Source organism: Gottfriedia sp. ABJ_BB2_2 (assembly GCF_055484705.1).
In genome coordinates this window covers 191270-212409 of sequence record NZ_JBVFKR010000001.1, presented here as the reverse complement: position 1 = coordinate 212409, position 21140 = coordinate 191270, and the positions used below count along the sequence as shown (strand labels likewise).

Genomic DNA, 21140 nt, shown 5'->3' with positions numbered 1-21140 from the left:
CTATAACTAAGGTTTTTTTGGCATTATATTCTAAACTCTATTTAACAGCTTTGATTTTACTTTTACTACTGAGATTTTAAAGAGTAATAGGAAGTGCATTGTGATTGAAAGTGAGATTAAGACATAGTTTAGGCTAAAACTATTTGTTGTTTCCATTAATTTACTTGCAACCGCTGGGCCAAACGCCATTCCTACAAAATTGATTAAATTATATAAACCAAGAGCAACACCAATTTTTGTTGGGTTTAAAATCCTTGGAAGAAATGTGTTTAATGATACTTGAATTGCAGAATAGCTAAAAAACGTTAAAATAGTTGAAATTACTATTAAACTAATGTTGGCATTTGGGATCAATCCTAAAGATATAAAGCCAATAATCATTAATATTGATGCTCCGTAAATTATGTTCACATTGCCGAATTTAGGAATAAATTTTCCTGTCATATAACTAGACAAAATACCGAATAATGAACTGATAAATAATACGATTCCAATGATAAATGGTGATAACCCATGTTTTCTTGCTAATAGCATTGGAAGTAGTAATAAATTGGCACATAACGCTACATTAATAATAAATCCAATTGTTATTAAACGTAAGAATAGTATATTTTTAAATAATTCAATATCGATAAAGGGATATTTAGCTTTCATCATACGAATTTTGAATAGATATAGAAGAGCTAACGAAAGTATAAAAAACCAGGTGTTAATACTTATTCCTAGTAGTATCGAAGTAATTAAACCGAATAATAAAATTGCCCCAATATAGTCAAAACTAAACGGTTCATTAGCTTTATTGATAACTTCGATATGCATAAACTTCAAAAGTAAAAGAATTCCAATGATTGAAATAACCATAAATAAAAATAAATATGACCACCCGAGTGTATTGGTAATGGCACCACCAACTAAAGGACCAATACCTACAGCAAGTGCTATAGAAGAACTGATCATGGCTAGCGCACCCGGTCTTTTCTCTATTGAATACATTTTTGTTACTGCTATCATACCTAAGGAAATAAATGAAGCACCACCACTAGCTTGTAAAAGCCTTGCAAAAATTAAAAACTCATATGTTTGAAAAATAAAACCTATCACTGAACCTAATATAAATAACAATATAGAAATAATTAAAAGTTTTTTCACACTATAACGATCGGCAAGTTTTCCATAAATTATAGAACCAATACCAACAATTAAAGAATACCCTATTACAACCCAACTTACCTTTGTAGAACTAATTGATAGGTCTTTAGAAATATCTTCAAGTGCCACATTAAATAATACAGCATTCATTGGACCTAACATAACGATGAAACATAATGTAAATAATAACCATCTTGAAATTTTAACTTTTTTCGTTTCCAACTCTAACACTCCTCATTTATTTTTTACAAAGAAGAAAAAGTAATATTGATTATTCAAATCACCAAAAGTAACAATATTATAGTTCTAGAACTTTAAAACTATTGATTAAAAATAAAGGCTCTTTGGCACTAAAGTGTTGCCAAAAAACCTGGTAAGAACTCTTGAAAAGTGTCCTCCTTTAACGTTATGTTTTTTTGCTGTCCATCTCTACCATAAACAACAAGATCCGCTTCAATCATAATCTTAAGATGGTATGAGACATTTGATTTGTACATTCCAATTGCTTCACCAATTTCCCCACATGAATTTTTATATTTTTCATGATAAAGATATCGTATGATTTCAATCCTTTTAACTTCAGCTAGTGCTTTAAATATTTTTACACGTTTATCATCTGAGGTATTTTGTTTGATAGTCATAGAACTATAATAAAACTAGTACTATCTACTGTCAATATTCTTTTATTTCAATTAACATACTTAGAAATCGACAAAAATAATTATTCTTTTTCTTTAGATTTAGGCAATACTTTAATTTATGATTTAAAAGCTATTTTCCAATGTTTTGATACAAGAATTTGAATTTTTTTTTCGTAAATATTATTTATAAGCAAAAAACTTTCAATCACTTTGGGAATGAAGTAAATTTACATTAAAATATTGGAAACCAAAAGGAAGGTAATGAAAATGAATCATTTGTTTACACCATTTAAATTAAAAGGGTTAGAATTAAAAAATCGAGTTGTCATGCCTCCAATGTGTCAATATTCAGTTACAAACAAAGATGGAATTGCAACTGATTGGCACTACACTCATTATGTAAGTAGAGCAATAGGTGGAGCTGGTTTAATTATTATTGAAATGACAGATGTAGAACCAGATGGTCGAATTTCAGATTTTGATTTAGGATTATGGTCAGACGATCAAATTCCAGCTTTAAAACGAATTGTTGAAGCTTGTCAGCAACACGGTGCAAAAGTAGGTATTCAAATTGCACATGCAGGACGTAAAGCTGTAGATGCACAAGTACCAGTATCTTCATCTGCAATTCCTTTCGATGAAAATTCAAAAATACCGAGAGAACTTACAACACAAGAAGTAAAGGATATGGTTGAAAAGTTCCGTTTAGCTGTAGAGCGTGCTGTAAAAATCGGCGTAGACACGATTGAGTTACATGGTGCACATGGATACTTAATCCATCAATTTCAATCTCCATTAACAAATCATAGGACTGATGAGTACGGGAAGGATTTAACTCTTTTTGGTAAAGAAGTCATTCAGGCTGCAAAAAGTGTGATGCCAGAAGAAATGCCATTGATTTTACGTATTTCTGCTATTGAATATGTAGAAGATGGATATGGTATGAATCATAGCATTGATTTTTCTAAAGAATATCAAAATGCTGGTGTAGATATCTTCCATGTAAGCTCTGGTGGTGAAGGGAAAATTGCTGCACACGGTAGACCTGGTACACATGTAGCATATCAAGTACCTCTTGCAAGGGAAATTAAACAAGCTCTTAATGTTCCTGTCATCGCAGTTGGAAGATTAGACGAACCAAGTCTTGCAAATGCTGTCATTGGCAATGAAGACGCTGACTTAGTTGCAGTAGGTAGAGGGATGTTGAGAAATCCTTATTGGACTTTAGAAGCAGCATCTAAGTTAAATAAAGAGACAACGATTCCAAGACAATACACAACTGGATTTTAATCTTCTATAATACTCCAAGTTATATGGCTATTTCCTACGAATGATTAAGTTAGAATAGGAAAACAATAAACTTGGATACATATATAAAAATAGAAGTATGTTGAATAATAATCCTCGCTATATAGTGAGGATTATTTATTAGTACGTCTATCATGTTTCGAAGGAGATTTGTAATGAAGAAATATAACATACCGGTTGAAGCAGCATTAGAAGTAATAGGTGGAAAATGGAAAGTCGTGATTTTATGCCATTTAAAACTAGGTACTCGGAGAACAAGTGAACTAAAACGAGCAATGCCAGGAATCACTCAAAAAATGCTAACTCAACAGCTTAGGGAACTTGAGGAAGATGGAATCATAAATCGAACTGTATATAATCAAATCCCGCCTAAAGTTGAATATTCTTTATCGGATTATGGAGTAAGCTTGAATGAAATCCTGTATTCATTATGTGTGTGGGGAGAAAGTCATATCATAAAGAAATACGGAAATAAAGATGATGTATTAGAAGTAAGCATTCTTAATAATTAATGCATTAATTGAGAAGGTAGGAATTCCTTACCTTTTTTATTTTGGTGACTTAATGTACCTTGCGAAAATAAAACCTACTTGATTAACTGAAAATTTCACAACCCAATTTAAAGAGCATAAAATATCATTTTTCAAACTTGTCCAAGGAAATTTGAACCATTTGTCGTTTGTTGTGAATGATTACAATCAAATGCTGAGAATTTTATGATATAATTTGTGGTAATATTTACTAATCGTTGGAGGTTTTATGGAAGAGAGAAGATCTAGAGTTTTTATAGGTTCATCTAGGGAAGCCATGCCATATGTTGATGCAGTACAGTATCATTTAAGCTATTATGCAGAAGTTACACCTTGGAATTCAGCCTTTACTATAAATAAATATACGATGGAAGACTTAGAAAAACAGCTAGATCAAAATGATTATGGTGTATTTATATGTTCTCCTGATGATGTCATTACTATTCGAGGCAATAAATGCTTAATTACTCGTGACAATACTTTGTTTGAAATGGGCTTGTTTTGGGGGAAACTACGTAGAGGTCGAGTATTTTTTTTAATCCCAAATAAAACAAAAAAAATTCAAGTTGAAGAAGAACTGAAACTGTTAGATTTTCATTTCCTTTCTGATTTAGTTGGTATAAATCATCTTACTTATGAAATAAGAGATATAGTAAACCATAAAGCTGCAGTAAGAGTAGCATGTGGTGAAATTGGTGAAATCATTCAACAAACTGGTCCATTTGTCGATTATAAAGATCTTTATGAACAAGCCACACTTAGAATCAATGCATTAAACGTGGCTTCAAAATTCTCTGCAGATATCGCCATAAAACTAATGAAAACAAGTCCTGATCATATTCATGAATACATAGTTGAAACACTAAAGCCTAAGTATGGTGTTCCAAGAGGATTCGAACTAACCGATATTGGTTTTTGGAAAAGGGAAGGTTCAGAAGGATTAAGACATATTGTTGGAGAAGTACCAAGTAAACATTTTCATGAATTTAATGTGAATGATGGTATTGAGGAAGATTCTGGTGAGCGAATTCTCGTGGTAGACAGTTATTTGAAGAGCAATATATTGTTCCTTTTAACAAGAGATAACTTGTATAAAAGTTATTTAATATGTTATCCTATGGGAACAGAGGGCGTTCTAACGGTGACAATCACAGCTACGGATGATGAAGCAGAATTAAAGGATGAAGAATTGGATCTTTTAATAGTAGCTAATTCAAGACTGATGGGTACAATCGATTATCTATTTGGAGGTGGTTCTAAATGACAAGATATATTGATTTTAAAGACGTAAAAAAGATGGTTTCTAAAAAGGAACTAACGAAACATGTGAAACTAGTAGGTGTAAAAGCAACCGCCGACGTGAAAGGGAAAACCCAAGTAGGTAAAGTTGTATATAGACAAAAGGCAGATTATAGCGTTCCTTTCGAAAATAATGCATAAATTGATTTTAACACTTTAACAATTTGTTAAAGTGTTTTTTGTTTAAAAATCAAAAAAAAGACAACCCCAAAACAAATGATTTATTAAAAAAACAATTCAAATTACTTCATTTACCAATTATTTTAGAAATTTGATTTTTGTAACAAGATTGTCTCCATTTTTTAATGGTTTGCTACATTCTTGTATAGTAACATTTAGTTAAGGAGTTGAGGTGGTTGAAAAAGAAACCTAAAAAAGTGTATGTAACACATAAATTGCATCAAGAAAGCATGAATAAGTTAGATCAACTTTCTCAATTAACAGGTAAAACTATGGCAGAATTGTTAGAACAAATGATTAATGAAAAGTATGCCAATCATTTGAATCTTACTGGCGTTAATCAAATTTTTAATGAAGATACTGTAATTGAGAACTCTTTAGAACAAGAATTTAACCAGGAATTAAAAGAAGCCGAGCAACGATGGAAAACCTCTAATAAAGATTTAGATGACTTCAATCAAAAAATGGAATATTGGAAGAACGAAGAGAAAATGAAGAACAGCATGCAAGCCGAAAAGTTTAAGAAAAAACTAGATGATTGGGCGAAAGAGTGGGAACGATATTTTAGAGATTATTCATTTACAATAAAAGAAAATCATACATATCAATATAAGTACTTCAATCCAAAAGATGGAGCTGAAGTTTGGAAAAAACATATGAGACAATATACAAGACTGTGGCACCCAGATTATGCCCTAAATGAAGGTAATCCTCAGAAGTTCGGTGAAATGAAAGCTGAATATGACATACTTACCGGTAAGATACCGACGGAAGAATATAGTTTATGACAAATATGCTGTAGCTTAGAGCTACAGCTTTTTTTAAGCTAATAATGTAGTTCAAAAAATAAAAAACCTGTACAACAGGTTTTTAAAAGCATCATTCTAGACTATAAGAAATACAGGGAAATGTATCTTTTTATTTTCTGTCGTCACGATCTCTTCTTCTTAATCCTAATAATCCAGCTAACCCCAGTAATCCAAGCCAACCCCAATCGTTATCATCGTCATCGTCTGTTGCTGCTGTGTTAGCAACTGGCGTTGGATTATAACGATTCATATTATCGTTTGAATATCTGTTCTCAGCTGAAGCATTATTCGTTAAAAATGATAGCGCTAATACTAAAGAGAATATCACTAAACAAAATCTTTTCATGACAATTCACCACCTTATTTAGAATAAGAGCATTTATTATTTTGATTCATAAAAGTAATAAAATTCATGGTAAATAAATCCATAATGATTTTTAATATTTTATGCGGATTTGAAATTTTAAAGAGTAAATGAACTAAGACTAGTCATCGGATTAACTATTTTAGGAATCTTCCATTCAAACAAATATCTTTAAACGGTTTTCATTTTATTAATGAAAATATGTATTTCTATCAAAATAAGCTAATAAACATAAATAGTAAAGCGCTTACATTTATTTCATAATTGCATTTATTTTCTTTGAGTATGGTTTTTATTATCTATTTTCTAATCATTTTATTTTTTTTTGCGATTAGATACTACTTAAAAATCTGCTAGAACCTCATCAATTTCTATAACTTCCAAAGCATGAATGCTCATTTAACTAAAAAAAGACCGTTAAAAGAGAGGGGTTAATTTGGTATGAAAAAAAAACAAATCGAGACATCTCTAATTCATGAAGGATATGAATCAAGTGAGTATCAGGGCAGTTTAACACCACCTTTATTTCAGACCTCCACTTTTACTTTTCCAACAGCGCAACATGGGGAACGAAGCTTTAGTGGAGAGAATAATGACTTTATTTATTCAAGGCTAGGCAACCCAACTGTTCATATTTTAGAGGAGCGAATGGCTACTTTGGAAGAAGGTGAAGCTGCATTAGCGTTTGGGTCTGGCATGGCCGCTGTGTCGACTACTTTGTTTTCATTAATTAAATCTGGAGACCATATCGTATGCTCAAAAGGAATATACGGATGTACCTTTGGTTTATTAGAAATGTTGGAAAATAGGTTTAATGTACAACACGATTTTTGCAACATGTCCACAGAAGAAGAGTTAATGGATGTAATAAAAGAGAACACAAAGGTTATTTTTATTGAAACACCAATAAATCCTACTATGAAAGTTATTGATATTGAGAAGGTAGTAACAGTTGCAAATAAAAAGAACATAGTAGTGGTCGTGGATAATACATTTTGTTCACCATATTTACAAAAGCCATTAACTCTTGGCTGTGATATTGTGTTACATAGTGCAACGAAATATATTGGCGGACATGGGGATGTCATCGCAGGAATTGTTGTGAGTAAAACAAAAGAATTGGCTGATGCAATGGCACCAGTAAGGAAGGACACCGGTGGCATAATGTCTCCGTTTGATGCATGGTTATTGCTTCGTGGATTAAAAACTTTAGCTGTTCGAATGGAACGCCATTGTGATAATGCTGAAAAAGTATTTACTTTTTTACAATCTCATCCAATTGTAAAAGAAGTATTTTATCCAGGCGATTCAGATCATCCAGACTACTACATTTCTAATAAGCAAATGAAAAAAGGTGGAGGCGTGATTGCTTTTACAGTGCACGGTTCGAAGGAAGAAACACAAGATATTCTAAATCAGCTGAAGATGATTAAAATTGCAGTAAGTCTAGGGGATACAGAGACACTAATTCAACACCCAGCCACAATGACACACTCAGTTGTGCCTAAAAAATTACAGCAAAAAATGGGAATTACAGAAAATATGATACGTATGTCAGTCGGTTTAGAAGCATGGGAGGATATTGTGGACGACCTTCAACAGGCATTTGCATATATGACAAAACAAAAAATGGAAAAAGGCTGATAATCAGCCTTTTTTATGTACATCTATCATATGAAAGTTTTTATAGAGTAATAATAACTTTACCCTGAGCATGACCTTTTTCAAAATACCTAAAAGCTTCAGCTATTTCACTTAACTTATAACACCGATCAATAATGGGTTTTATTTTGCCTTCTTCAAGTAGTTCTTTCAAAGTAATCAAGTCTTTTTGGTTTGCCCTTTGTAACATGCTACTCATTTTCTTACGCCCAATCATTGAAATCCAAGGACCAATCACCATCGCTTCGGCTAATTGAGCTCCTGAACCTCCAACCACTACATAATTGCCGCCTGGTTTAAGTGCTCGCTTATAAGTTGATATTGGGTGGTAGCCATTTACAGCAATAATTAAATCGTAGCTATCCTTTATTTCTTTAAAGTCTTCTATAGTATAGTCCATGGAATGATCTGCACCGATCGACTTTAAAATATCTATATTTCTTGTACTACAAATACCAGTTACTTCAGCACCATATGCTTTGGCAATCTGGACTGCAAAAGTACCCACACCACCAGAAGCACCATTTATTAATACCTTTTGTCCCGACTGAATATTACCTTTATTTCTAATCGCCTGTAATGCTGTTACTCCTGCCATAGGAACAGCTGCTGCTTCCTCAAAGGACAAATTTACTGGTTTGATTGCCATGGCATTCTCAGGTACAGCTACGTATTCGGCAAAGCCACCCCAACCACAAGCTGATAAGTCTCCAAACACTTCATCTCCTGGTTTAAAGTGTTTAACATCTTTGCCAACTGCTTCAACTAGGCCTGCTATATCACCGCCAGGAATAGAGTATTTTGGTTTGAGAAGTCCAAAAGCAAATCTAGCTAGAAAAGGTTCGCCTTTTAAAAGAACAAGATTTCCATAATTTAAGGATGCTGCTTTTATTTTTACAAGTACTTGATTGGATTTTGGAATTGGTTTTTCAACTTCTAATAATTCAAGAACGTCAGGTGCTCCATACTTCCTACAAACTATAGCCTTCATAAATATTCCTCCTCATTTCAGTAAAACTAAATCATACTGGGACAAGATAATAAATTAACCATATAGCTATCGTTTTAGTGATTCAAACTATGCACTTTTTACACGAACCGTTTTGGGTAGAGGGTAATACCATCCATCTAGAGTTATATATATTACAGTTGAGTATGAGAAATTCGAACTATATGAAATAAGTCACAGAGTACAGTTACATTAGAAAAGAAGGGAGGGAAGGGAATGCAAAACACCCCGTAAATATTAGTTAACGTCTAACATTTACGGGGTAGATTACTTTCATTATTCTTAAAAACAAGAGTTACATAGTCTACATGCTAAGTCCACCACATTTGGCTAATAGATTCTTTTACAATTAGCGGTTTTAAATTTTCGACTGCCTTAGTAAATCCTTCGTTAATTGACATTAATCCATCCTCATGTTCGATGCTAACAACATAGTCATAACCATAGAGTCGAAGAGTGCTTATGATATCTGCCCATGTTTTTTGATCATGACCAAATCCTACGGTTCTAAAATACCAGGCACGATCACGCATTTCCGAATAGTCAGTCATGTCGGTGAGGCCATTGCGATTCATGTTCTGCTGGTCAATAATTGTATCTTTTGCATGAAAATGATGGATGGCATTTTCACGTCCAAGAATTTTTATTGCTTCAATTGGATCAATTCCTTGCCACCACATATGACTAGGATCAAGGTTAGCTCCAATAGCAGGTCCACAAGCTTCTCTTAATCGTAACATTGTCGCTGGTGTATGAACGGAAAATCCTCCATGTAGCTCTAAACCGATTTTCACATTGTGTGCTATGGCAAAGTCATTTTTTTCTTTCCAATATGGTATTAACTTTTCTTCCCATTGCCATTTTAAAATTTCTTGAAAATCATGTGGCCATGCAGTTACTGGCCAATTAGGGTAAAGAGCGTTTTCATGATCACCAGGACAACCTGAAAAAGTATTTACTACAGGGACTTCTAATTCGGAGGCCAGGCGTATTGTTTTCTTTAAAACATCGTCAGCTGACTTTGCGATTTTTTTCTGTGGGTGAAGGGGGTTTCCATGACAACTCAAAGCACTAATGATTAATCCGTGATCAGTTATCTTTTGCTTAAACTTTTTTATATTAGATTCATTATGTAATAGCTCATCAATTTGACAATGAGCATCACCGGGGTATCCTCCAGTACCTAACTCAATAGCCTCTATACCTTTAGAAGAAACATAGCTTAACATGTCATCAAAACTTTGATCGGAGAATAAAACTGTAAAGACACCTAATTTCAATGAAAAATCCCTCCTTAAATATAATTATCAGAATATACTGTTATGTAATCCGTTACATTTCTAACATATATAAATTTTTCACTTAAATCAATAGTTTTATTTGAATTAAAATATTTTATTGACAGATAATTCAGAACATAATACTATGAAAATGTAATCGATTTCAAAAGATTATTTACATTGATTTTACAGAAGGTAGGATAAAAAGATGGCAAACATCCAACAAGTTGCTAAACAAGCAGGAGTTTCTGTAGCAACAGTTTCAAGAGTATTAAACGGACAGAACACAGTTTCCTCTAAAACAAGAATTAAAGTAGAAGAAGCCATTCATAAATTAAATTATGAACCAAGTATGTTAGGTAGAAATTTAAGAAACTCCGAAAGTCGGATTATCTTAATTTTAATACCCACGATCTCAAATCCATTTTATTTGGACATTATCAAAGGAATTGAAAATATTGCAATCAGTCAAAATTATAATATTTTACTATGTGAAACAGATTCAAATCCTGAAAAAGAGAATATTTACTTTGACCTAGTTAGGAAAAAAATGGCGGATGGAATTATTTCTATGGATCCTGCTGTGAATGTAGATACTTTAAAAAAGCTAGCAGAAAACCATGCTATTATTCAATGTAGTGAATATGGAGAGGACAGCGGAATTCCTTATGTAACAATTGATAATGAGGAAGCTTCTTATCGAGCAGTGAAGCATTTAATTAAAATAGGTCACTCAAAAATTGCGTTAATGAATTCTGATGAAAAATATCTATATGCAAGACAACGAAAAAAAGGTTATCAAAAAGCATTAGAAGAGCACGGGATCACAGTAAGAGATGAATATATCATTCATACTCAGCATTTAGGATTCGAGTACGGCCAGCAGGCAATGAAAAAAATATTAAATATAGAAGATCGACCAACTGCGGTTTTTGCAGTATCTGACCTTTTAGCAATTGGCGCATTAAAAGAAATCAATAGTAATGGACTACACGTACCAAATGATATAGCAGTTGTAGGTTTTGATAAAATTGATTTTTCAAATATGACAAATCCTACTCTTACAACGATTGCACAACCAATGCATAAGATGGGAACCATAGCAGCTAAAATGTTAATTGATCAGATTAAAGGGGAAAAGGTTGATAGTATCATATTAGATCATGAATTAGTGATCCGTGAGTCTACTTCGGGTTAAATCGATCTAAGGTCAGCGCTCTGTTATTAAAAGAGGTTAATAGTAGAGCGCTGACCTTAAATGTAATCGATTACATAAAAGGGGAGTTTATTAAACAAATACTAAGGGGTGAATGGTTTTGAGAAAATTACTAGTGGCTGGAATGTCTTTAGTAACAGTATTTGGGTTGGTAGCTTGTAATGATAAAGGCAGTAGTGTTGGTGGAAAAGAAGATGATAAGTTAAAAATCGGCATATCTTTACCATCTGCAACACATGGTTGGATGGGGGCTTTAATTGATAGTGCTGAAAAACAAGCAAAGGACCTAAAAGAGAGTGATGGTATTGAGTATGTAATGACAAATGCAACTGATCCAAACAAGCAAGCAAACGACGTTGATGATTTGATTGCGCAAGATGTAGATGTGATTGTAATGCTTCCAATTGAGTCGGCTGCACTTACTCCAGTAGGACAAAAGATTAAAGATGCTGGTATTCCGTTAGTAATCGTAGATCGCGAGCTAGAAAATGATGCCGCTACTGTTGTCGTAAAAGGAGACAATGAAGGGATTGGCGTTAACGCTGGTAAATACTTCGTTGAAAAGTTAAATGGTAAAGGGAAAGTAGTTGAAATTACAGGGCCACCAAGTTCAGTTACTGAGCAAAGAGGATCTGGTTTTAAAGAAGCAATGGATTCTGCTGGTGGAATTGACGTAATCGCTTCACAAAGTGGAGATTTTTCTACTGAAAAATCATTAGAAGTTATGCAAAATATTTTACAAGCCCACCCACATATTGATGCAGTTTTCACTCAGGATGATGGCATGGCACTAGGTGTACTTCAAGCAATTAAGGAAGCAGGACGCAAAGATATCAAATTCATCACAGGTGCCGGTGGTGGTAAGGCTGTTTTTGATAATATGAAAGAAGACGGTTTAATTACTGCAACGTTCTTATATTCACCAACGATGGTCGCTGATGCAGTAAAAATTGCAGCAGATATCGCGCAAGGTAATGATCCAGATGAAAATATTATCGTAAAAGAAGCAACACAAGTTACAAAGGATAATGTTGAAGAATACTACAATCCAGATTCTAAATTCTAATTAATCGAGAGGAAATACAATAATTGTAGACACAGATATTGTATTTCCTATTTTCCTATAAAGGAGGGATCATGCCATGACTACGAATCCTTTAATGACAATGAACAACATTGAAAAATCATTTAACGGTATACCGGTATTAAAAAATGTATCACTTCAAGTTGAGAAGGGTGAAATTCATGCATTATTAGGAGAAAATGGAGCAGGAAAATCGACATTAATGAATATTCTTGGTGGGGTTCATCAACCTGATCAAGGCTCAATTCAGATAAATGGAATCGATATTAAAATGCTGAATCCAAGAATATCACAGGAACATGGAATAAGCTTTATTCACCAAGAATTAAATGTAGTCTCCGATCTAAGAGTCTATGAAAATATGTTTTTAGGTTCTGAACTTCGCAATAAAATAGGTTTTTTAAAAGTAGATGAGATGTGCAACAAAACTAGTGAGATTTTAGCAAAGCTAGGTGTTGACATCAATCCTAAAGAATATGTTAGAAATTTAGATACCTCATATAAACAATTGATAGAAATATCAAAGGCACTATTACATAAATCCACTCTTATTATAATGGATGAACCAACAGCATCCTTAGCTGAACATGAAGTGAATCGATTATTTGAACTAATGAATAACCTAAAGGATTCTGGTGTTTCAATTATTTATATTTCTCATAAGCTTAAAGAAATAAAAGAAATTTGCAACCGCTATACTGTGTTACGTGATGGAGAGGTTGTAGGTACTGGAAGTATTGAAAATGAAAACTTAGATTCAATAACGAAACTAATGGTAGGAAAATCTATTTCAGAAGATCGAATTGTTCAAAATAACAAATTAGGTCCTGTTTTATTAGAGGTTACAAACTTAACCAGTCAAAGATTGTTTAAGAACATAACTTTTTCAGTTCGTAAAGGAGAAATAGTAGGTTTTACTGGTTTAGCTGGAGATGGTAGAACTGAACTATTTGAAAGCTTATTTGGTTATCGAAAAAAATACACTGGTGAAATAAGAATAAATAACCAGTTGGTAAAAATAGATCATCCACGTAAAGCATTAAAAGCAGGTATGGGTCTTGTTCCGAAAGATCGTAAGGAAAATGCAATCATAAAAGATTTAAGTGTTATTCATAATATGAGTCTATCTTCAATCGGGCATTTTGAAAATGCAGGGTTGATCCAAGAAAAACAAGAAAAGGAGAAATTCGAATATTATAAGAACCAATTAAACATAAAAGTACACAATCCACGAATTACAATCGACAAGTTAAGTGGTGGGAATCAACAAAAAGTGATTATTGCTAAATGGCTTGAAGTAAATACGGATATTATCATTTTTGATAACCCAACCCAAGGGATTGATGTAGGGGCAAAACAAGAGATTTATCAGCATATCGTTTCCTTAGCTGAACAAGGTAAAGCTGTTGTAATTCTTTCATCAGAAGCCCCAGAAGTATTAAAGATTTGTCATAACATTAATGTAATGTACCAAGGAGAAATAACTGCTAGATTCAGTGGTGAAGAAGCAACTGAAGATGAAATTATGAGTTATGCAACTGGCTCGAAACGGGAGGTCGGAAAAATTGGCTAATGTAGTGTTAAATGAAAATAATCCTAAAACTTCAAATACAAAAAGTCGCCTCTCTTGGCTTTGGTCAGAGTATAGCGTCATTATTGCATTTTTAATAATTTTTATTGCAGCAACAATTATGAACCCTAGGTTTATTGATATGAATAACCAACTCAATATTTTAATGCAAGTTTCTATTATTGGGATTGTTGCATTAGGAATGACGATTGTCATGCTTTCAGGTGGAATAGATTTATCTGTTGGCTCAGTACTAGTACTTGTCGGTGTTTGTACCGTGTTAGCTTTAAATGCTACTGGTAGTATATTTGTAGCGATCGTAACTGCACTATTGGTAGGTTTATTTGCTGGATTTTTGAACGGATTAATGGTTGCCAAAGGAAGAATCGCTTCATTTATTGCCACTTTAGGGATGATGGCCGCTGCACGCTCAATTGCTTTGTATATAACTGAAGGTGGTAGTATTTCTGGTAAAGTAACTGGATTTACAGCAATCGCAAATAATAATTTAGGGATCATCGATTACCCGATAATCATTTTCTTCGTTATGACAGCACTTGTTTATGTATTAATGCACAAGACTAGATTTGGACGATATGTGTATGCAATTGGAAGTAACGAAAAAGCTGCACTTCTGTCAGCTATACGAGTCGATCGCATTAAAATCGGAGTATATAGTTTGGCAGGCTTATTAGTCAGTGTAGCTGCAATCATTGAAGCATCACGATTAAATTCAGTTTCATCGTCTAGTACAGGGGTTCAATATGAATTAGATGCAATCACTGCAGTTATTATTGGAGGTACGAGAATGACTGGTGGTCGCGGGAAGATTATTGGAACATTTTTTGGTGTTCTGATTTTAGGAATTTTGAATAATATGATGAATTTAATGAATGTCTCTCCACATCTTCAAGGGTTTGTAAAAGGATTAATCATCATCATTGCTGTTGTATTCCAAAAGAAAGAGTAGGAGGGGTAGATAATAATGAAAGTAGGTATTATCGGATGTGGTTCAATCGCAAAATTGCGTCATGCCCCAGAATATAAAGCCAATCAATTTGTGGATGAAATCGTTTTTTACGACCGAAATATTGAACGGGCAAAAAATTTAGCAACTATGTTTGATGGAAGGATCGCTCAAACTGTTGAAGATTTATTAGCTGATCATTCAATAGACGTGATTAGTGATTGCTCATCCAATGAGCAGCATCATATATTTACTACAAAAGCTTTGCTAAGTGGAAAGCATGTTTTATGTGAAAAGCCGATTTCATTAACAATTAAACATGCAAAAGAAATAGTGGAAGCCCAAAAGTTATCTGGGAAAAAATTAATGGTAGATCATAATCAACGCTTTACACGTGCACATCAAAAAGCTAAAGAAATCATCCAGTCTAAAAAACTAGGAAAAGTGCTTACATTTAGAACGACTTTTGGACACGCAGGACCTGAGCATTGGGGTGTAAATAAATCAAATTCAACATGGTTTTTTAAAAAGGAGCGTTCTGGTCTTGGCGTTGCTGGAGATTTAGGCATTCATAAAGTAGATTTATTACATTATTTACTTGATGATGAAATCGCATCGGTTAGTGCATTTCAAGGATCACTAGATAAGGTCAATGAAAACGGAGAACCAATCGAGGTTTGCGATAATATTGTATGTAGTTTAAAAACAAAAAAAGGCCGATTAGGTACAGCATCGTTTTCATGGACTTATTACGGAGAAGAAGACAATAGTACAATCATCTATTGTGAAAAAGGGATCATTAAAATATATCATAGTAATGACTATCAAATAGAGGTCATTACAAAAGATGGGGAAAAGGTTTATTATCAACTTGAAAATATTCAAACAAATGATAACCAAACATCAAGTGGTGTAATTGATGCTTTTATTAAAAGTATACAGCTTGATGAGGTTCCACTTGTGACAGGTGAAGATGCACTATCATCATTAAAAGTAATTTTAGGTATTATTGAAGCAGCCGAAACAAATAGAGTTGTAACAATATAAGTGCTATTGGGTTTAAACTACTCTGATGGTTAGCATATAAAAGTGTTACATTTAATTAATAAACAGTAGTCATTAAAAAATATAGAAAAAGCATGGAATGGAAGTTTCATGTTTTTTTTAGTTTTCAATTTAAAGAAGCTTCTTAATGGAGCTTCTTTTATTCATATTTTCTTCTCCGTATTTAGACCTATTTATTTTTTGTATGGAATGGAGTGATTATTCAAATTCTAATAAACGAATCGTAAAAATCATATTGTGGTAAATACACCAAACCGTTAAAAGATTTCATTAGCTGATGTTTTGAGTTTATAAGCAACAGTTTTAGATACCTTCATTATGATCATGGTATTTGTACAGTATATGTGGTATCGAAAATTGCGTAGCTTACATTTGGTTTAGCCCAATTTGATTAGATAAAAAATTAGGAGGTTTAAAATTGAAATTCTATAATGTTTTTGGTAATAAAAAAGAGCTAGAAGTAAATGAAGGTGAACGAGTAGAAATTATAAAGAGAAGTGATCAATATTGTATAAATGATGAAGAGCCAATATATCATTCTGGAACACTCAATGAAATCGTCTATGGAAAAGATGCAAAAGGAGGTTCAGAACCAGTAGGAATACAGGTTACATTTGATAAAGATACAGTCTACAATGATGGAGAAAAAGAATTTATTTCTTTTGATGCAATTGAAGAAGTCTTTAGTAAAAAGTATGAAATAGTCGGATATGCAATGTTAAATGAGGGAATTAGCTTAAGTGTAAAAGGGAAAAATGTAGGAAAGGTTATTAATTTTGACTATATTAATGGGAATTTAATTCCAGTTTCAATTCAAGAAGACAATGGTTCCGTAAAAAATACAATTACAGATGAAGATGCTGAATTAATCCAAGACATCATGCGTTATGGAACACCTCAAAAGTTTTCACACTATGTTCTGACTAAATCCAAATGATAAAGGGAATTCTTACTTTTCATTAATAAAAAACAATGACTGATTCAGTCGGTCTCACTCAGGGACGCTATATAAACAGAGACATGCTACTAAATATGAAGAATCAAAAAGAAGTACATCCAAATAAGTAAGATGCTTTGGCGGGCGGGCAGTCAGAAGGCACATTAGTTGTGCCTTTTTTTGTTATCATTTTATATTGAATCTAATAAAAGAGAAATTTGGTTTAAATCTCGTTGTGTGAGAGTTGGATCAATCATAATAACAGGATGGATTGTATCAATTTCCAAGTGAAAATCTGCAATAATAAATTCTATTGAAAGTTTATTTAAGTTTTTAGACTCAAAATCACCTTGTTTTGGTTGCAGAATATTCATTTTATGGCCGAATTCCTTTATTAGCTTTGTGGAAATATATCGATAAACTGCCGGACCATTACTTGTAAGTAATAATATATTTTTTTTCGACATTTCTAATTTAATATTTGTTGCTTGGATATTCAATGTAACTTTAGCAATTCCATCTCTTGTAACCTCTGGGTAAGACTTTTCATTTGTCCATTCGAGCAAAATGTTTTTTACTTTAGTAAATAATTCAGGGTAATTCTCATATGTAAAACGGTCTAACGTATATGAAGGTTCTCTTTTATCAATAGAATATAAAACTAACGAGTATCGTTTGTATTGACTTTGAAAAGTATAGAGAAAATCTTCATCATTAAGTAATGAAATTCCTAATTTTTGTTCTAATCTTTCTACCAAGTCAAACATGTCATGATAATATGGCGTTTTTTTACTATGAAATAACGATAAAAATTTAGATTTCTCAATTTCATCAAAACTATAATAAGGTAAAGTAGATATAGATAAAGTAAATGCAATCCTTTCATTCAATGAAATAACAACGTTAAATTCATTTTCTATTTTTGCACAAATTTCATCTGAGATAGTAAAGAAGTGAGAATCAACAATTCTTTGAATTGTTTCATTATTTAAGTTTAGATCAATTTCTGTTTTCATTCGGTTTAGCAGCGTAGCAAGGAAATAAATATATTTGTAAATCGTGATAGGATATATGAATAATTTGAATTGATTTGACGTAGTTGTGACAATATCTTTCAATGTTGAAAATGAGATGTCTTCGAATGGCCAATTATCTAAATTGTTATTTCTATGATCATTTAATGCAACCAAAATATCACAGCACAATAATCGAATATCAAATTCTCTTCCAATAATTTGGAGCGGTCCACGTTTCAACTGCAAATTATACGAATTAAGTAATGCTTCAACTCTTTCAAGAATCTTATAAACAGCTTGTTGTTGAGAATAAAGAGCCGCTGCTAAACCACTTATACTTTTTATTTGTTTAAATTGAATAAAAAATATTGCTCTGAAAGTGCTTGAATTTCTGACAAATAGTGTACGAATTTCATAAATAGACGCCGTATTAGGCTTTTTTATATAAATCCCTTTACCCTTAATTGTTTCAATTTCCCACCCATTAGGTAAACTCATGTTGATTGCTTGTATATCATTCCGTATCGTTTTCTCTGTACAAGCTAATTTGCTTGCTAATTCTTCTGATGTGTACCACTTATCTTGACTAATTAGAATATTGATAATTTGGAGTTTTCGTTTAGTTGGTTTATCCATTTGATATCCTCACTTTAAATGAGCCTTTTGCGTATAATCAGAATCTATCCATTGACTAAGAGCTTTAAATAAACAAACTGAGCCATTTCTAAATTTCCTAAAATAAAAAATGTAGGCATAAATTGACTATCATTATTATTTGAAATTTTATATTATCTATACTTGCCAGTGCTGATCAAAACAAAACTCTTTCCGTAGAACTTATACTAAAAAGGCAATTATTACACATTGTGTTCTTAGTAGGCACTCATTGATAAGCTAGATGATAGCTTCATAACATTAGAATCCAGGACCTCTGTCATAGGTAAATCATAATCTGTTCACCATTACATAGTTTTGCTAAAATAATTTGAAATATATTTTCAACTAGGGAGAAAATTATGAAAAATAGAAGTTCTCAAATTTTAGATATGATTGATGTTTTAGAATCATTAGAGCGAAATTTAGCTATGATCGAGTTCACTCCAAATGGAGAAGTTTTATGGGCAAATGAAAATTTTGCAAAAACATTAGGATATGAAGTTTATGAATTAAAGCAAATGATGCATAAGCAATTTTGTACAAAAGAGTTTTATGAGAGCCAAGAGTACATTGAATTATGGAACGATCTTCGAAGTGGTAAGAAATCTCAAAAAAAGATTCAGCGAATTGGAAAAAGAGGCAATTTGCTTTGGCTTGAAGCTACTTATATGCCAATATTTAATGAAGCAGAAGATGTTATCGCTGTTTTAAAGATTGCGACTGATATTACTGAGCGAGAATCAAATATGAAAGCAACTGTAGCTAAGTTAAACCATATGTCTGTTGAACTTGGTGATTTAATTGTTCAAAATTCAAATGAAAATATTCAAGCACTACAATCGCTGAAGAAACAAACGGAATTAATAAGTGGTTTATCAAAATCAATACAAAATATATCTTTTCAAACAAATATATTATCTTTAAATGCTTCTATTGAAGCTGCTAGAGCTGGAGAACATGGAAAAGGCTTCAATATCGTAGCACAAGAAGTTGGAAAATTAGCCGAAAGTGTGAAAGAAGCAGTTATAAAAATTAATAATAATATTGATAACATGAAAAACGAAGTAGTAAAAGTAAGTGGAATTACTGATAATCTGCAAAATGTTGTGGCGGATACACAAATTAGAATTAATGAAACTATGATTGAATTTAAAAGAATAAATGAATAAGGTCGTTTACATAGAGGCTTTATTCCTACAAACTAAGTAGGGTACAAATAAACAAGAAGCTGATATCAACTACGATCATGTTGTTGATGAAAAAGATTTGTACTCGATGCAAAATCCATGGATGGACAATTTTCCTAAAGCTAGCAAAAAGTTATAAAGGGAAAACATTAGTAGATGTTATTCAAGAACTCTGATTTGAGTAAATGAGATAATTTAAACATATTTATATATTAATTGGTAACGTTTTAAATGACGTTACCGTTTTTTTTGATTGGTTACTAATCTAATAATTAACCGTAATGCGTATCTGAAGCCACTTAATGAAGTTTTTTAAAATTATTTCTGAGATATCAGTTCTTTTAGAAGGGTTCTTCAAAATACGTCTAGAATGATTTATAGAAGTAAATTTTTTCCAGAAAGAGGTAAAAATCATGAGCCGAATAAAGATTGTTTAACATGGTTCGATGATTGGATTGTCACATGATTTTAATTTTGTTAGATTAGAAAAAGTAATGATTAATTGAAGTATAGTAAAAATGAATGGAGAGATTGAAATGCCCTATATCGTAGATTTTAAAAATGTGTCAACAATTGGTTTAGAGACTTCACCAGTAGTAGAGGCACTTGCTGGTTTACGCGCGCACGAAGCACGTTACTTTATGAACAAATATAAGCATGAATTTACTGTAGTACCGGCTAGCGAAAGTCAAGAGACTCTCGATTATGTGAACGAAATATTACAAGAACGTGATATTGAGTTTGCGGCTAAACCTTTAGAAACGTCTCGTTTCCAAGTGGAAAATATCAAATTTGCTTATGTTTTTTATGAGGACGGTCTTGCGATTAATGTAATGTATACTGTTGATGACCCTAAAAAGCGTGCTGTTGGCTTTAAGCTTTCTGAGGGAATGGAGATACCAAAAGAGTTAGAAGAAAAGTTTAAGTTCGCTAGGCAGAAATCTAAACTAGCTGGAACAATTAGAGGCTCATTTTTTGTCATTAAAGGTGAGTATTAAAAAAGAAATTGGCAGAATGCAATCTACATAATTAACAGTTTTTAAAGCGGTGATCATTTTTTGATCTCCGCTTTTTTTAATAAGTAAATTATATTAAACATTTTACTGAACATTTTTCACTGTTCTTATTACCGATCCTAGGTTATTTGTACTGTTTTCTCAAAAAGCCTTTGGATAGTTTGTTTAATAAAATGTATTTTAAGTCATATTTG

The 21140-nt window shown here is 32.5% G+C and carries 20 protein-coding genes; 14 read left to right on the top strand and 6 right to left on the bottom strand.

Going from position 1 to position 21140, the window contains the following annotated elements; all coding sequences use genetic code 11:
• Positions 1–30: 30 nt before the first annotated feature.
• Together ACX6U0_RS01190 and ACX6U0_RS01185 are read right to left on the bottom strand one after the other, a co-directional pair.
• Positions 31–1371 carry an MFS transporter gene (locus tag ACX6U0_RS01190; protein WP_464958181.1) on the bottom strand — a complete coding sequence of 447 codons (1341 nt, stop codon included), beginning with the start codon at positions 1369–1371 and terminating at the stop codon, positions 31–33.
• A 128-nt stretch (positions 1372–1499) separates the two neighbouring features.
• Positions 1500–1790, bottom strand: coding sequence for an ArsR/SmtB family transcription factor (locus ACX6U0_RS01185; RefSeq protein WP_464958180.1), 291 nt, complete (start codon positions 1788–1790; stop codon positions 1500–1502).
• 267 nt (positions 1791–2057) lie between these two features.
• Between ACX6U0_RS01185 and ACX6U0_RS01180 the strand changes: the two genes are divergently transcribed.
• The 5 genes from ACX6U0_RS01180 (at position 2058) to ACX6U0_RS01160 (ending at position 5895) form a co-directional block, all read left to right on the top strand.
• Positions 2058–3080 (top strand): NADH:flavin oxidoreductase/NADH oxidase, encoded by a 1023-nt coding sequence (locus ACX6U0_RS01180; protein WP_464958179.1) that lies wholly within the window; start codon positions 2058–2060, stop codon positions 3078–3080.
• A 173-nt stretch (positions 3081–3253) separates the two neighbouring features.
• Positions 3254–3610, top strand: a complete 357-nt coding sequence (locus tag ACX6U0_RS01175) for a winged helix-turn-helix transcriptional regulator (protein WP_464958178.1) — start codon at positions 3254–3256, stop codon at positions 3608–3610.
• A gap of 247 nt (positions 3611–3857) precedes the next feature.
• Positions 3858–4892 (top strand): TIR domain-containing protein, encoded by a 1035-nt coding sequence (locus tag ACX6U0_RS01170; protein WP_464958177.1) that lies wholly within the window; start codon positions 3858–3860, stop codon positions 4890–4892.
• Positions 4889–5068: a hypothetical protein gene (locus tag ACX6U0_RS01165; protein WP_464958176.1), complete on the top strand. Its 180-nt coding sequence runs from the start codon at positions 4889–4891 to the stop codon at positions 5066–5068. Before ACX6U0_RS01170 ends, ACX6U0_RS01165 begins: the two co-directional genes overlap by 4 nt.
• Positions 5069–5283: 215 nt before the next feature.
• Positions 5284–5895, top strand: a complete 612-nt coding sequence (locus ACX6U0_RS01160) for a hypothetical protein (RefSeq protein ID WP_464958175.1) — start codon at positions 5284–5286, stop codon at positions 5893–5895.
• Between the two features lie 130 nt (positions 5896–6025).
• Here the strand turns inward: ACX6U0_RS01160 and ACX6U0_RS01155 are convergent, their stop codons facing one another.
• On the bottom strand, positions 6026–6262 hold the full coding sequence (locus ACX6U0_RS01155) for a WGxxGxxG family protein (RefSeq protein WP_464958174.1): 237 nt from the start codon (positions 6260–6262) through the stop codon (positions 6026–6028).
• A gap of 459 nt (positions 6263–6721) precedes the next feature.
• On the opposite strand from ACX6U0_RS01155, the gene megL reads away from it, so the two are divergent.
• Positions 6722–7924 (top strand): methionine gamma-lyase, encoded by a 1203-nt coding sequence (gene megL, locus ACX6U0_RS01150; RefSeq protein WP_464958173.1) that lies wholly within the window; start codon positions 6722–6724, stop codon positions 7922–7924.
• A 40-nt stretch (positions 7925–7964) separates the two neighbouring features.
• Here the strand turns inward: megL and ACX6U0_RS01145 are convergent, their stop codons facing one another.
• The gene (locus tag ACX6U0_RS01145; protein ID WP_464958172.1) at positions 7965–8933 is read right to left on the bottom strand and encodes an NAD(P)-dependent alcohol dehydrogenase; all 969 of its coding nucleotides are present in this window, start codon (positions 8931–8933) and stop codon (positions 7965–7967) included.
• Positions 8934–9262: 329 nt separating this feature from the next.
• Entirely contained in the window at positions 9263–10231 is a 969-nt protein-coding gene (locus ACX6U0_RS01140; RefSeq protein WP_464958171.1) for a sugar phosphate isomerase/epimerase family protein, read from the bottom strand.
• Positions 10232–10439: 208 nt separating this feature from the next.
• On the opposite strand from ACX6U0_RS01140, the gene ACX6U0_RS01135 reads away from it, so the two are divergent.
• The 6 genes from ACX6U0_RS01135 to ACX6U0_RS01110 all read left to right on the top strand — a co-directional run bounded on the left by ACX6U0_RS01135 (position 10440) and on the right by ACX6U0_RS01110 (position 17070).
• Positions 10440–11429: a LacI family DNA-binding transcriptional regulator gene (locus tag ACX6U0_RS01135; protein WP_464958170.1), complete on the top strand. Its 990-nt coding sequence runs from the start codon at positions 10440–10442 to the stop codon at positions 11427–11429.
• 112 nt (positions 11430–11541) lie between these two features.
• Complete coding sequence (locus tag ACX6U0_RS01130) at positions 11542–12513, top strand: substrate-binding domain-containing protein (RefSeq protein WP_464958169.1); 972 nt, start codon at positions 11542–11544, stop codon at positions 12511–12513.
• Positions 12514–12589: 76 nt separating this feature from the next.
• Positions 12590–14104: a sugar ABC transporter ATP-binding protein gene (locus tag ACX6U0_RS01125; protein WP_464958168.1), complete on the top strand. Its 1515-nt coding sequence runs from the start codon at positions 12590–12592 to the stop codon at positions 14102–14104.
• Complete coding sequence (locus ACX6U0_RS01120) at positions 14097–15071, top strand: ABC transporter permease (protein WP_464958167.1); 975 nt, start codon at positions 14097–14099, stop codon at positions 15069–15071. The genes ACX6U0_RS01125 and ACX6U0_RS01120 overlap by 8 nt, the downstream gene beginning before the upstream one ends.
• A 9-nt stretch (positions 15072–15080) precedes the next feature.
• Positions 15081–16115 carry a Gfo/Idh/MocA family protein gene (locus tag ACX6U0_RS01115; RefSeq protein WP_464958860.1) on the top strand — a complete coding sequence of 345 codons (1035 nt, stop codon included), beginning with the start codon at positions 15081–15083 and terminating at the stop codon, positions 16113–16115.
• A 436-nt stretch (positions 16116–16551) separates the two neighbouring features.
• The gene (locus ACX6U0_RS01110; RefSeq protein WP_464958166.1) at positions 16552–17070 is read left to right on the top strand and encodes a hypothetical protein; all 519 of its coding nucleotides are present in this window, start codon (positions 16552–16554) and stop codon (positions 17068–17070) included.
• Positions 17071–17261: 191 nt separating this feature from the next.
• Here ACX6U0_RS01110 and ACX6U0_RS01105 read toward each other — a convergent pair whose 3' ends face one another.
• Entirely contained in the window at positions 17262–18722 is a 1461-nt protein-coding gene (locus tag ACX6U0_RS01105) for a BglG family transcription antiterminator (protein WP_464958165.1), read from the bottom strand.
• A 380-nt stretch (positions 18723–19102) separates the two neighbouring features.
• Here ACX6U0_RS01105 and ACX6U0_RS01100 point away from each other — a divergent pair, with 380 nt between their 5' ends.
• Positions 19103–19912, top strand: a complete 810-nt coding sequence (locus ACX6U0_RS01100) for a methyl-accepting chemotaxis protein (RefSeq protein ID WP_464958164.1) — start codon at positions 19103–19105, stop codon at positions 19910–19912.
• Between the two features lie 554 nt (positions 19913–20466).
• On the top strand, positions 20467–20928 hold the full coding sequence (locus tag ACX6U0_RS01095; protein WP_464958163.1) for a phage tail protein: 462 nt from the start codon (positions 20467–20469) through the stop codon (positions 20926–20928).
• The last annotated feature ends 212 nt before the right edge of the window (positions 20929–21140 follow it).

Bases quoted from the DNA above. Each gene is read 5' to 3' on its own strand.
- megL (WP_464958173.1), top strand. From the start codon at position 6,722: ATGAAAAAAAAACAAATCGAGACATCTCTAATTCATGAAGGATATGAA.
- ACX6U0_RS01170 (WP_464958177.1), top strand. From the start codon at position 3,858: ATGGAAGAGAGAAGATCTAGAGTTTTTATAGGTTCATCTAGGGAAGCC.
- ACX6U0_RS01145 (WP_464958172.1), bottom strand. From the start codon at position 8,933: ATGAAGGCTATAGTTTGTAGGAAGTATGGAGCACCTGACGTTCTTGAA.
- ACX6U0_RS01100 (WP_464958164.1), top strand. From the start codon at position 19,103: ATGAAAAATAGAAGTTCTCAAATTTTAGATATGATTGATGTTTTAGAA.
- ACX6U0_RS01165 (WP_464958176.1), top strand. From the start codon at position 4,889: ATGACAAGATATATTGATTTTAAAGACGTAAAAAAGATGGTTTCTAAA.
- ACX6U0_RS01185 (WP_464958180.1), bottom strand. From the start codon at position 1,790: ATGACTATCAAACAAAATACCTCAGATGATAAACGTGTAAAAATATTT.
- ACX6U0_RS01155 (WP_464958174.1), bottom strand. From the start codon at position 6,262: ATGAAAAGATTTTGTTTAGTGATATTCTCTTTAGTATTAGCGCTATCA.
- ACX6U0_RS01175 (WP_464958178.1), top strand. From the start codon at position 3,254: ATGAAGAAATATAACATACCGGTTGAAGCAGCATTAGAAGTAATAGGT.
- ACX6U0_RS01180 (WP_464958179.1), top strand. From the start codon at position 2,058: ATGAATCATTTGTTTACACCATTTAAATTAAAAGGGTTAGAATTAAAA.
- ACX6U0_RS01135 (WP_464958170.1), top strand. From the start codon at position 10,440: ATGGCAAACATCCAACAAGTTGCTAAACAAGCAGGAGTTTCTGTAGCA.
- ACX6U0_RS01105 (WP_464958165.1), bottom strand. From the start codon at position 18,722: ATGGATAAACCAACTAAACGAAAACTCCAAATTATCAATATTCTAATT.
- ACX6U0_RS01095 (WP_464958163.1), top strand. From the start codon at position 20,467: ATGCCCTATATCGTAGATTTTAAAAATGTGTCAACAATTGGTTTAGAG.
- ACX6U0_RS01125 (WP_464958168.1), top strand. From the start codon at position 12,590: ATGACTACGAATCCTTTAATGACAATGAACAACATTGAAAAATCATTT.
- ACX6U0_RS01130 (WP_464958169.1), top strand. From the start codon at position 11,542: ATGGTTTTGAGAAAATTACTAGTGGCTGGAATGTCTTTAGTAACAGTA.